The 14224-nt window shown below is 41.1% G+C and carries 3 protein-coding genes; 1 reads left to right on the top strand and 2 read right to left on the bottom strand.

Features of this window, described 5'->3' with window-relative positions:
- Window positions 1–9 precede the first annotated feature (9 nt).
- Together LNTAR_RS25575 and LNTAR_RS10860 are read right to left on the bottom strand one after the other, a co-directional pair.
- The gene (locus LNTAR_RS25575) at window positions 10–3246 is read right to left on the bottom strand and encodes a YfbK domain-containing protein (RefSeq protein WP_007278747.1); all 3237 of its coding nucleotides are present in this window, start codon (window positions 3244–3246) and stop codon (window positions 10–12) included.
- Window positions 3243–3767, bottom strand: a complete 525-nt coding sequence (locus tag LNTAR_RS10860; RefSeq protein ID WP_007278746.1) for an RNA polymerase sigma factor — start codon at window positions 3765–3767, stop codon at window positions 3243–3245. Before LNTAR_RS10860 ends, LNTAR_RS25575 begins: the two co-directional genes overlap by 4 nt.
- A 390-nt stretch (window positions 3768–4157) precedes the next feature.
- On the opposite strand from LNTAR_RS10860, the gene LNTAR_RS10855 reads away from it, so the two are divergent.
- A complete protein-coding gene (locus LNTAR_RS10855) occupies window positions 4158–14219 on the top strand; it encodes a tetratricopeptide repeat protein (protein WP_007278745.1) in 10062 nt (3353 codons plus the stop codon).
- Window positions 14220–14224 lie beyond the last annotated feature (5 nt).

Genomic DNA, 14224 nt, shown 5'->3' with positions numbered 1-14224 from the left:
AATTTGATATTAGTACAAAGACTGACAGCGAATGATGAGGTCTTTAAATTCTTGAATCTTTTGATCTTGGGGGCGCTCTAGAAGAATTTTATCCACTTCGGCCGCCAGTTGATCAAAACGCAATTCACCCTTGCCATTATTTTTCAAAAGGCGTGCAAAAGTGGCCGCACACCAAGCTAAACGCATCGAGCTTTGGCTTTCGGGGAAGCTCACATTTTGCTGAGCTTTAATCTCTTTATTGATCTCGGTGACCAACTCGTTTTCTAAGTTTTTATAGCGTAAGTTTACCGCACCTAACTTAGCCTCTTGGGTATTTTCATTGACCACTAGTTCATAGAGTGCCGTTACACTTTGACCCGCACCAATTTCACCCGCATCCACTTTATCATTGCGGAAGTCTTTATTCGCTAAGCGACGTTTTTCATAACCTAGTAAGCGATAGGACCGCACAGCCTGTGGATTAAATTCCAGTTGGATTTTTACATCCCTCGCAATTGTCTTGAAGGAAGCCTCAAAATTATTCACCAGGATATCGTTCATTTGTTCTTTACTATCGCCAAAGTAATAAACGCCATCGCCCTTGTTGGCTAGGGTCTCCAAAAAGCTATCATCATAATCTTCAGAACCAACGCCGATCACTGTATTGCCAATGCCTTGCTTGCGATACTGACTCACGGTTTTGAGAACTTCTTGAGCTTCTTTCTCGCCCAAACTTGCGATCCCATCTGATAACAAGATGACCCGATTCACTGCGCCACTGCGGAAATTTTGTGCCGCTAACTTATAGGCCTCTTCAATGCCTACACTTAAGTTGGCCACGGTTCCCGCTTCAATATTTTTCACCGCCGTTTCAAGTTGAGAATGATTGCTAGCGGTGATCCGATTCGCCAGGTTTGTCACCCCGCCCTCACAGCTCAAAATTGTCACTTCATCATCCTGATTCATTGCCTTAAACATATTGGGCAAAGTCTTTTGAATCAGTGGCAAGCGATTTTCGGCGGCCATGGAACCACTATTATCAATCACAAATGTGTATGAGCCTGGTTTCTGTGAATCAGCCCCCAAACGTTGTCCCTGAACACCCACTCTCAGCAACTTAACACCTGCGTAAACTTTGTGATCACTCAATTCACTATCGATCTTAAATGCTTCTTTCTTGGGCACGCTATAATGATAATCAAAATTATTAATAAATTCTTCAATTCGTACATGGCTCGCTTCTACTTTGCGACCTGCGCGAATTTCAGATCTTGCTGCCGTATAACTCGCCGTATCCACATCAATTGCAAAAGTGCTCAAATTGGTCTCTTTGGCATCAATCATCCCTTCAAAGAACAAGGGCGAAGGCAAGGCAACTGATGGGAGATTTGATTGCTGGCTTTTTAGTTGCTTGAGTCGTTCTCTAGCTTTTTGAGATTCTTTTTTCTTTTCTTGAGCTCGTTCATTAACTTGCTCCAAGTGTGAGGCTATCTTACTATTTTGTTCGGGTGTGTTTTTAATGACTAAACGATTGACCGATTCTACAAAGTCTACCTCAGATCCAGCGTCAAACTGAAAGCCCTGACTTTCTAGGTACTTGCGATAATCCCCTCCATTTTGAGCCACCTCTTCATGTACCTCTATCGAGACATCAAGAAACCTCACTTCCATTGTATCTAAAGGAATGCTTTTATCCGCTAGAATATAGGCGTGTTCTGTTCTTTTGAGTTTAAGTCCTTGCTGTTCTGCTAATAATTCAATGGCTTTCTGTGCTGGGACATCGTTAAGTTTTAAGCTAACGCCTGCCTCTTGTTCTTCTGATTCTTCTATGAGGGCTTCATCTCCAAAAGCATCTTCTTCGCCAAAAGCATCTTCTTCGTCAAAGGGTGCAGTTGCTGGTACGGAGTTACCATCCACTCGTAAGATAATATTTAGGCCCTCACCCGTGGGATCATTGAGCTTTGACAATTCTTTGATTTTACTAACCGCTGAATCAAGACTCTCATCCTTGAGTTCGAGGGCATCTATCACAATTCTCTGATCGTAGTCATCTTCTTTTTCTTGCGATGAAAAACCGAGCGCTTGTGAGGGTTCATACGTTGACTTAGGTATTGCGTAAGTCTTTTTCTTAATGCTAATACCACCGCTAACGTGAATCTCTTCATCACCAAAACTGTCGTCAAAGCCGCCATCAGCAAAACCATCGTCCGCGAAACCAGAGACATCTCCGACGGCATCCTCATCTGGCACCAATAACTCGACTTGACGCTCTATTCGAGCGATTTCAGTATCTTTTTTGCCAACGGTATTTTTCAGTTCATTAATTTCCCCATTGGCTTCATCGAGGTTAAGCTCTAATTCTTCGGCCTTAACTTGGTATTCTTCGAGTTTTTCTTTCATAGCTCGCAACTGAGCTGATTGGCCTTTGCTATCATCGCTAAAGATATCCACGTCTTCATCACCACTTTTCTTAGCTTTCGCCATTTTAGAGCCACCATATTTCTTTAATGCCGGTTTTTTTGCGGATCGCGCAGAATACATTTTTGAAGACTGCATTGGCGCAGAAGAAGGTCGAACATCCATTGATGAACTATCTACTTTTTCACTTGCTACCGCCGAATCATAGACCTCAAAACCAGCCTCTACGGGTGGCGGTGGCGGTGGCGGTGGCGGTGGCGGTAATTGGCCACCTTTTGTAGCGTCCATGTCAGCTTGCATACTTGATACATTCGAATATCTATCCGCACTTAATTCCGCAACACGTTCTTCCAGCTCCATTTTCTCCATTTCTACTTCTAGCAGTTGCTGCTTGTAATCATTATAGCGACTTTTTGCAACTGCTTTATCTCGTGCTGTTCCTAGTGAAGGCAAAATCATGGCACTTAAAATAAAACCAACGACAAGTAAAGCTGCTAGGGCTGCCCAAGGGAACCTCCGAGTTTGTTTACCTTGACTTGCCAATCTACCAAGGTCCGTTTCTTCTTTTGCGCTTTCCGCAATTTTGGGGTTCTCCAATTTTAACTCGGCCGCCCAAGCCAATTTGCGAATTTCGCTACGCTGATTATCGCCTAGGCAGAGATCTTCTTCTGTGACCGCGGCTTTTGATTTTTGGAGTGCCATAGAAAGTGCCAAGTATTCATCCATACATGATTCACAGTCGGCTAGGTGATGGTGAATTTCATCGGCAAAATCTTGCTTCAACTCATCAAAACAGAGTGCTGGCAAGAGCTTTGAAATTTCTTCACAATTTTTGATATTATTATTCATTTGAGCACCTCGCTCATTTCCGATTTAAGTTGACCCGAAATTTTCCTCAAGGTCCTATGTAAGATCACTCCCACGTGACTGACTTTTATATCCATTTCCTCGGCAATTAATTGGTAGCTATATTCGCGATACACACGCAGTTGAAAAACTCGCTGTTCTAATTCATTCAACTTATCAACTTCTTCTTTCAAATTGGCTTTCATTGTCTTCATCTCTAATTCCCGTGAGGGCGTGTGCACATCGTGAACTTCTTGCTGATGTTTGACTTCGCTTTCATATTTTCGTTTGAGTTTCTCTTTACGAAGTTCATCCATGATTTGATTGTAAACGACGCGAAATAACCAGGCTTTTGGCTTCTCGATTTTCTCGTCCTTATCGGTACAGAAACGCAAGTACTTTATAAAGGCATTTTGTGCTGCATCACGCGCCTGCTCTAAATCACTGCAGAGTGAAAAGCCATAGGCAACGAGGGGACGTTCCAACTGCGCCATTAAAGCTTCTATTTCTTCGGCTTGCACCATATTAATTTTTACTCATCATTTATCCTGTTGATCTAAAGCTAAGACGTAGAAGTGCCTGCTTTATTACAAGCTTTTCAAAAAAAACTGAAAAAAGTTTCTTTTTTCTTTCTAAGTTCTTAAAAGCTACTGAGTAAAAAGAACAAAAAACAACTTTACGCGTGAAGAGTAGAAGAATTTTACGTGAATTAATCAGTTTAATGGCTTTCTTAGCGACAAAGCCTACTAAGGCTTCCCTCTTTACGGATAGAGATCAAATATTTGATTGAAATCGCAATTTTTTCATCATTGCTTCATCGCTTTATCACAAAGTGTCACTGGTAAAACTTTGCAAATCACGATAAGATTAAATCAGCGTGTTCGGGAGATTATAACACAATGGGAGTTCTTTTTATGGATATCAGATCAAAATTTTACGCTTTATTTATCGCCTTAGTCATTAGTTCAACGACTCAGGCGGAGATTTCATCTAAAACAGATAAATACTTATCAATACTCATCAAACGTCCAAGTTCGGATTACCTCTTTGATAAATTCTATAGTTCATGGCTCGAGAACGCCACAGGAGCTGACCTCGAAAAATTCTTAGATCAAAAGTTTGAAGAAACAAAAGAACCCATCTACAAACAGATCAAGGCCTATTACCTAGAAGCAGAAGGAAGCAATGGCGACGCTTTAGATATCTATAATGAAATCATCGCCACACAGAATTCCGCTTCACTACTTTTCCGCCGCGCTAAGCTTCAGGTAGGAACTCTAGAATTCGAAAAGGCCATTGCCGATCTCAAGGCTGCTAGCGAATTATCGAGCAAAGAAAAGTTCACGATTCAAATCAACAAGCTTCTAGGCAAAATTTATATCCGCGATGAAAAAAAGGAGCTCGGCCAAAAAGTCTGGCTCGACATGGCTGAAAAGAGCGGTGACGAAGATCTACTCGAAGAAATTATTGAGCTAATGATTGATGAAGGGCTTTTTGCCGAAGCTCGCAAACAGATTAAAAAGCTCTTAACACAGACAAAAGACAAGCATAAACAAGTCACCCTCACCCTACGCTTAGGTGATATATATCGTACCCAAGGCAACAAAAGTGAAGCTCTAAAAAAATATTCCGAGACTCTCGATAAAGTCGGCACGGGATCTTGGCTCGAAAAAGAAATTCTTTCTCAAATCGAACAGGTCTTTCGTTCAGAGGACAATTTACATGGTTTAGCAGAGTACTACGCTCAGGTGGTCAAAGATAAGACGAACAATATAGAAATACTCAAACGCCAAGCCACCCTGCTTTTCGAACTCGACGACAAAGAAAAGTCACTGAAAGCTTATCAGCAAATCGTTAAGCTGACTCCCATGAGCAAAGAAAACAAAGAAGTTTACGCCCAGCAGCTGAGTCGATCGAAAAAATTCAAAGAAGCGCTAGAACTCGTCCAAGCTTTGATTAAACAATACCCCGACGATCAAGAACTTTATATTTCCCAAGCCAAACTCTACCATGAGCTCAAAAACAAACAGCAATGCTCGGCCTCACTCTTTACTTATATTAAAAAGGACAAAGAATCCGAGTATTCATTTATGCGCGCTGCCAACCTACTGCGCAACTTCGAGCTCAAAGACGAAGCCAAAAAAGCTTACCTTGCGCTCATCGCAAAATATCCCGAGAGTCGCGAAGGACGCATGCTCAATGCTTTGAACCTTTATGAATTGGACGAAAAAGAAGCTGCGCTCAACGAATACGTCAACTTAGGCAAGACAGAGCAAATTGGTGAGATTCAACGTTTGATTAGCACGCTCAACACACTCAAAGAAAACGAAACGGCTTTCTCTATCCTAAAGGCTCAACACGAGAAGTTCAAAAATAATTACAAGTACAACGAAATCCTTTTGGCTTCCGCTAACTCACTGAAAGACACTAAAGTTGCCGATCAAGCCGCACAACTCATGCTCGATTCGGCTGACAGCATTGCTGATATTAGCAAAGCCTGTAGTAACATCATTTTTGCGGCTAAAAAAGCGAAAAAACTTGCACAAGTCCTCGAAAACCTAGAAGAAAAAGCTGATCTATCTGACAAAGAAACAATTTTACTCTCTGCTATTTACGATCAATCAGATGAAGTCGACACGGCATTTGAAATCATCGAGACAAAACTTCAGCAAAACCCACAAAATGAATTGTTTCTCGAGCAAAAACTGAACTTAAGTAAAAAACACCGAGAATGGGATGCGGCCATTGCCACTCTCACCGCCATCACTCAGCTCTCGCCCAAACACAAAGCAACCCGCATCAAAGACCTCGTCATCCTTTCACTAAAAGCGGAAAAAACTGAGGATGCCTTAAAGTGGATTGCGGTTTGGAAAAAAACATCAGCTAGCTCCACCTCTCCTTATATCCAGGAAGCATCGATTTATCGCAACAAAATGGATTACGATAAATCTAGCGAAGTCTTGAAAAAGGCCATGTTCAAATTCCCCGAAAACAAGACTATGCCGCGTTTGCTTGCTCAAGACTTAAGTACTTCTGGCAAAACGAAAGAAGCCAAAAGTGTGTACTGGCGCATGGTGAATAAAACGGAAGATCTCGCCGAAAAGCTCGGCCTCGTACGCTCAATCATTCAGCTTTCACAAAATGATGATTCCATGGGAGAACTCACACAAAAGCTCCAAGGTCGCCTAGAAAATAACCCTCAAAGTATTTTCCCTCCACTCGCCCTAGCCGAGCTGCATCGATCCTCTGGTTATTACGAAGACCGCAGAAAATTTTTATTGAAAGCCACTGAAATAAAACCCAATGATATTGGCTTACTCCGAGAAATCGCGCGAATTGAAGAGGAAGAAGGTCAGTATGACCGCGCCCTAGAAACCATCAAAAAAATCATCAGTTTAGATAAAACTAATAAACAAGATTCTCTCTTGGTACAATTCTACATGCGCAATGGTGAAGAAGAATTGGCCTTTGAACAAATTATTGAGAATGCGGGTGGCAAAAACATGCCTGTGGAGGACGTTGTGAGCACTAGTATCTCACTCATTAAAAGTCGCTCTGAAAAAACTGTTGAATTCATCAGACCTTATTTATTGCAGCACCCCGATGACTACAGAATTTCTTTTCTCTACGCAATTGCTTTGGAAGAACAGGATTTAACCGTCGATACGGCGCTTGCGTTCTTAAATGTACTCAAAGCCTCCAAAGAAGTTTCAACACCCAAAAAACCAGCTCAGACAAACACCAATCCTTACGGCTATAGTTCTCATGCCTACTACAAAGAAATGGCAGAGTACCTTCCCCAAGAAGCGATTGACCTCGTCAAAAACAGCAACTCCGTACATAACACCTACTCCTACAGACGCAATAACCGAAGACAATACGTCTTTTCTCCTTTTGGCAATCAAGCTGGTTTCCCTATGCCAAAAAAATTGGAAGAGGTCGAGCAATTTATCATGCCTCACCTCTCGACGATTTACCAAGGGCTTGAAGAAAATGAACAAAATGAAATCGCTGAAAAGCTCGATGAAATGGGCATTAAGTATTCCACGCTCAAACTCAACGTTTTTAACCAGCGTAATCGCCAACAAAACCAAGTCGAATTATGGAGTAAGTTTGCTGACGATTATAAAGGGGATAAGACTTTTGAAGCCTTGTACGCCTACATGCTTAGCATGCAAGTACGCACCCTCGAGGACTTCAACGCTCACTTTGAAAAAGTTAAAACCATCAATGAGATCCTCGCTGTCAATATGATTGTTAATACAGCCCGTAAAAAAGTTGAACTCGATGAGAAGTACTTAGATTTTGCGGTCAAAACTATGCTTGAACGCGATCTTGAAAAACTTAACAGTAGCCGCGTCGCGAGTGTCTTGCTCATTGATAATCTCAAAGAAGAAAATGTTGCCAAACTCAAAACACTCATGCTCGACACCTATCGTCAGCAAGACCCAAATAAAAATACTTGGGGCCCCCTCCAAATTGTGCGCGCTCTGGTCAAACTCAAAGATTACGCTGCCATCATTGATGTTGTAAATCACGAGGATGAATTGCATCAGAGTCAGGCCAGAGGCCCCAACAATATGTATAACTACGGTTTTTACGGCTATGGAAGTCGCCAACAGAAAAAAGTTGTGGCACCTATTGCTTTCCCCCCTGAAAACTCCAAGCTTATACCCGCTTTTGTCAAACAGACTTTTAGTGAGCAGAATTACTACAATCGCGAAAACCCCATCGACAAAGATCTATTAATTAAAGAGATCTCCAAAGTTAAATCTACGATCATCCGTCTCTATATCGCTCATTATTGTGAAGACGAAAAAGTAAGCGAAGAAATCGTCGCCTCCTTCGATAAAAATGATAAATCACTCGACAAGCAACTCTTCATTGCTGCTTGGTATGGTTTAAATGAAAAATTCAAAGAAACTGTTTCGGTCCTAAAAAATGCTCGAAAATTATGCTCGAAAAAAAGCGAGAAAAAAACCATCAATGGTGCACTCGTTTACTATATTGAGCTCAGCGAAGACGAGGAATTAAACAATGAAGCTAAATTAGCAGGCGAGCGCCTCATCGCTCTACGTTTGAGCCTGCAAGAAAAAGGCGACCTCGCCTCATCATTAGAGACCCTCGGCTTCACTAAATTGGCCGAAAGCTTGGACAAAGAAATTGATAAAGCGACCAGTCGCTCAAATGCTGTCACTTCAAGCTCTGGCTTTTCTTCGGGTCGTCGCAATACTGATCCCGCACAAAAAGTTCGCGATTATATCAAAAATAATGAGCACGAAAAAGCTCTTCAATTTGCCGTCAGAGAATTCCGCAAAATGGCCAAGAGCGAGCTTAACTACAGCCTCCAGTCTTCGATGGGGAATAATAACTCTTGGCAGCTCAAAAACCTCATGCGCACTGTACTGCAAAAGCAGCTTGTGGATAAATTCATTGCCCTACTCAGCCCTAAAGAATCGGACAGTTTTGCGCGAGTCGTTTTAGAACGCGCTTTAGCTTATGAGCTGCTCAAGCAAAGTGACAAGGCCATTGTCGACTACAAAGCTGTTCTTCAGAGTAATCCAGATAACAAAGCGGCTAATTTGAGACTGGCCTTTTTAATTGCGGACAAAGATCCCGAAGCTGCAAAAACTTACTTCGTGAAAGCCACTGGGAAAAACATTAATTTTATCGGCCCCGTTATTGGTTCAATTGTCAGTTCTATGTACAACAACCCTAGTATTTATGATATTTACCCAGTCATTGTCGAGCTTCTAAAAGAGGCCAGAGTCTCTCCTAACCAAGATCAGTACTGGATTAATAACATCTTGGGCCAAATGGAAAACAGCATGCACAGCAATGAGATTCAGCTTCCTCATTTATTTGATAAAAAGCAGTCTGTGGGCAGATCTAAAAACAAAGAAAAAGCGATTAAGATTCTCAAGAAACGAGAAAAATGCTATGTCGACTTATGTAAAGTTTCACTCAAATTCCCCAAGGTCGCCAACCATGCTTTTGGTCGCCTCGAGTACTTAATTAGCCAAGGCAGATTAAAAGATGAAAATAGCTTCTTGCTGGCCAAAGAAGTACTGAAAAACTCTAGTAAAAATCAATTCCACCAAAGTTATTCTCAGACTTTTTACGTCAACAATATGCGTATTGAAGCCAAATCTGCAGAAGACATTTTTATTCAACATGTCATGGCGAATTCTTTAATAGAAGAAGAAAAGGACTTTATCAAAAGCCTCAATTACCTCGGCACTACGATTAAAGAGAAAATCAAAAAGACTCAGGTCCTTTACGACTGCGAGCCCAAAGATTTCATTTCAAGCGCCGAAAAATTCCTAGAAGATAATAAAGCTCCAGGTCAGTTCCAAGCCTCCAAAGTACTTATCCAAGCTCACCAAAGCCGTGCTATTCCTGCATCACTTACTCCCCTCATCATTAAACAACTCAAAAGCGACCTCAATAATTCAGCTAATTTTGGGAATCAAATGACCTACCTCGGAACTTGGACGCAATCACTTATCAAAAACAAGCCAAATGAACTCGCCGATTTTTTTGATCAAATGAGTGGCGCACTCGCCGAAAAAATTAAAAAGATGCCGAAGCAAACGGATCATAATAGGCATAACCCGATGAACCACGCCCTCTCCGCCGCACTGGAAAAGGTCTTTGGTGAATGCATCAATTCTAAACTCAGCCATACAATTGCCTTGATCCAAGCACTCAATAAATATGAATTATCACAGAGCGAGTTTCTCTTCCGCCATTCTAATTTATCCTATTCCTTAAGCAATATTTTCCGTAAAAATGACGATCTCTATGATGAACTGAAGGCGACCCCACTCTTTGCGGATACCGCAAACTTCGACGCAATTGCTTTGCCAAAAGCAAGAGAAGCGAGTTCTATCCTCAAAGAGTTTGTGAGCAATTCAAGAAACAATAGTAAGCGCCAAAAGGCCTATCTCGCTAAACTCAAAAAAGAAGATCCTAAAAGTTTTGGGGTCAACTACCTCATTGTTTTACTTGAACAAAGTGACCCGAAAAAGATCTATGCCTACCTCGATCAACAATTAGCCAAGATCAAAGAACTCCCAAAAGAACAACAAGTCAGTTTCTTGAGTTCTCTGGGTCATATAATGAAGGAATATCCCTATAAAAACAAAATAACGAGCGTCACAGGTGCTTTCCGCGATTACGAAACGAACTTCACTTCATCTTCCTCTGGCGATAAAGTTGCCGAATTCCTCAATAGAAAAGTGGGCGAGGATTACTACAACTATTCCGAAGATGCGGGCTTACTGATCAACGAAACTGTGAAAAAAGACATCGAGAAGGCGAAAGCCCTTTGGACTCATAGTCTGAAACAATTGCGTAAATACCAACTCCGCCAAGGGTCACAGTTCTATGGTGGGAATTCCATGTCCGAGCAACTCTTCAATGAAATTCGTCACGACGATTCTTATAGCATTGCTAAGCTACGCTTTTTAAATTCCATTATCTCTGCTGTGAAGTTTAATCGTCGCAATAAATACGATCATCAAGAGGCTCTTCAGCAACTTTACTCACAAACTGTGAGATCTCTTTACGATAAATATCGTGCTGACAAAAAGACAAAAGACCAAGCTCACTTTTTAGCTATTCAAGACTTATTAAAAAACAAAGATTTATTTAAAGATATCCAACTGCCTTATGCGAGCTTATTGGGTTACAGCTTAACTCAATCAAGCTCCCTCGAGCTTACTAAACTCGAAGAATTTCTCAAAAACGACCCCCATTACAAGGATAATGTCGAACTCATTTTACTCAGTTCTTACCTAGCAAAGCTAAACAAAGATAAGAAAAGCCAGATACCCGCTGAACTTAGTCAACATTATATAACTTACCTCAAGAACGAAAAAGTGGACATAAGTACGCGCTTTGTTTCGATTCACAAAATCTTTTTTGATAACCTTAGACGTGCGCCTCAAAGCCCCGAACTCAATGAACTTTTTTATCAACTTTGTGATGCAGGAGCCAAAAGCAATAACTCCGAACACTCTTATTACTACGAGAACCTCTTAGAACGTCTCTTTATTATCAAAGACAAAGATGACAAATGGAAAACTGCGACCAAATCTATTGTCACGCTCACTGAAAATAAAGTTAGGCAGCAACCCGATGCATTTGAGTCCTATGAAAATTCCTATAATGAAGCGATGCTCACCTTACTCGATTGCCTATTTAAATTAGGCGAAAGTAGCAAAACCAAAACTTACCTCAACAAAGAGAGTCTTCGCCTCAAGAGTCGCTTTGAAACTCTTTGGGTCCTGATCTTGAACGATGAATTTGCGGAAGCCGCGCAACTGTCGAAAGAAAAGCTCGCAACGATGGATTCGCCAACGAATTTTTGGCGCGAACTACGCAAATTCAAAATAGATGACAAGCTTGAAAAGTATTACGCTTCCATTGAGGATAAAGAACTCAATTACTTAGCTCGAGTCTATTATGCTTTTGCTGCTGACGATAAAAAGCAACAAGTGACTCTCGTCAAAGAATTCGAACAACTCGATCCACAAAACAAAAATATTCGCAAAAACCTGATTGAGATTTTTAATAACAATAACAACACCAAAAAAGTGATCCAAAAGTTTAATGGCGAGCTCTTTGACTCCTCTGATCCACTCCCCATCATCTACTCTGACGATCACAATAAAAACGATACCTATGCCACCTTCCTCCTTGCGGGCCTTGCAAAAATGACTGCAGAGGAAATCAAGGAAGTCGCGAGTAAAATCAAAAAAGCTAGCATGGACGAAGACTATGATTATCAAGCGGAGAATTTAGTTGATGCTATTTCTAGAACTTATGGCCAGTCCTTAGAGAAGAAAGCTTTTGTCGAGAACTACGAAGTCACCGCCAAAAAACTACTCTTACTCGGTAAACAACTCTGCAAAATCTCCGATGATGCACGGGGAGTCGACTCCCTATTTTTCACCACTTTTATCCTCTCCAATCACTTTGAAGGTGAGGATGCTGCTAGTGAGTGGCTAAAAAGTTTTTCCGACACCTACTTCTCTGAACTCCGCAGTCACGCCCTCATCAAATCACTCAATGTCTTTCACAAGCTATACGATACCAGTGACGCTGAGCAAAATGCTGAGGTCATGAAAAAGAAAACGGCTTTCTTATCTTCCACGTCAAAACAATTCACCCTTCTTTTCCCAAGGGAAAAAGCGCGAACACAAGCCGTCAAAGACATCTCAAATCAAGTTTCTAAAGACATTAAAAATTTTGAAGACTTGAACAAATACCCACCCAAATTTGCCACTCTCGTTGCCAAAAGTAATAATGGCTACAAACTCTGGCAGCTCATTGCTCAACAATATAAAAACAATCAGAAGAACACTGAGATTGATGCTTTTGGTACAACGATTGACCAGGCACGCAAAGTGATTCAAAACTGTGATATGCTCACGGCAAGTAAAATGAATAACTTCTTGAGAGCACTCAAAAAAGAAGACAGCGAGAAAAATCTCAACTACCTGTCTTCAATCGAAGACAAAGCTGATTGGTTAAGTGAATTAGAGGTCAATTTATTTTATAAACAGGCCCTTGATGCAAAAGCAGAAAATTGCCCCGAAGAGTTTATCAATTATTACCAAACTTACTTCTCTAACAAAGAGCTCTCAATCGAAACTCGCTTGCAGGCTTATTACAACAACTATTCGGCCTTCAAGCAAACACCACAATTCATTGATTTCATCACTCCTCTTTTTAAGAATAATACCAGTCAGGAATATGTCTTAAACAACTCTTTTCACGAACTCTTGGTCTTATCTATGCACTTGGATGCCTCACATAAAACAAGATTAAATTCCTTGCTCAAACTAAAAGAAGCAACGCCGAACTTAGGTTCGAACCGTCGTCAGCAAAACGACATATTGCTTAATGACATTCGCACTCGCCTTGGCAAAGAAGCTGTGATGAGTAATGACCTCATTCCAATGAAAGAAACTTACTTCAGTCTTTTATATAATGGGAAACACGATGAGTTCGCGAGTTTATTCTCAACTAACTGGAAACAAATCAAAGTTTTCAATAGCATGGCTAATTACTTGCTGCCGAGTAAAGAACGTGAAGCCACGGCACTTGCGGGCATCGCAAAAATTAGCTCACAAGAACTTCAACTTCTCGCCAAATCACTTTATTATAATCAATCGAAATTGATCTCCAAAGACTTTGGGAACTACCGCTACAACACCACTCAAAGCGCTGGCAAGAAACTCGATAAAGTCGTAGAAGAATTCAGTCAAAGCACATTCTCTGATCCCGAACTTAAGAATACCATTGCCCTACTGCTCATTCGCAATAACAAAGGTAAAAAGGCTGCCAAAGACATTGTGACGAGCTTCATTGAATCGAAAAAGCTAGAAGATCTTCTTAAGCAAAATGTTTACAATTACCGTATTGCTTATGCGCTTTATGTTCAAAAGCTACTTGAAGATAACAATTCAGGCAAAGCGCTCGAAGTCATTAAGGAAGTCAATGATATAGCCAATCAAAATAGTAGTTTGAAAAATGCGGCGCACTCCTACTTACAAGAAGTCTCTACTCAACTGGTGAATGAGATTAATTCAGGGAAAATGAAGTTCTCAGGTGCCGAGGGACTCAGCCAATTAGGTGAAATCGCCAATGCCTTGCTCAAGTCGAATGATCACCCCTATCATTTCACTACACTCATTCAACTCTTAGCTGTGAAACATATCCTTAACGACACTCCCAAGGAAGCTGCTAATTGGATCGCGAAAATGATCCCCAAGTATAACAAACGCTTCCGCGAATATGACCTCTACAAAGTGCTGAACTCTCTTCCTAAATGGGATGATGGTATTGGCAAAGAAAATTTAAAAGAGGCACAAATTAAGGTTCTTGAGTCCCCAGAATGCAAGCTCATGTTCAAGAAACGGATTAAGGAAATTGACAAAGTGAAAAAAAGGCTCAAGCTTAAGTGATGGAG

It is taken from the genome of Lentisphaera araneosa HTCC2155 (assembly GCF_000170755.1).
Classification (GTDB): domain Bacteria; phylum Verrucomicrobiota; class Lentisphaeria; order Lentisphaerales; family Lentisphaeraceae; genus Lentisphaera; species Lentisphaera araneosa.
This window is presented reverse-complemented; position numbering and strand designations above follow the sequence as displayed.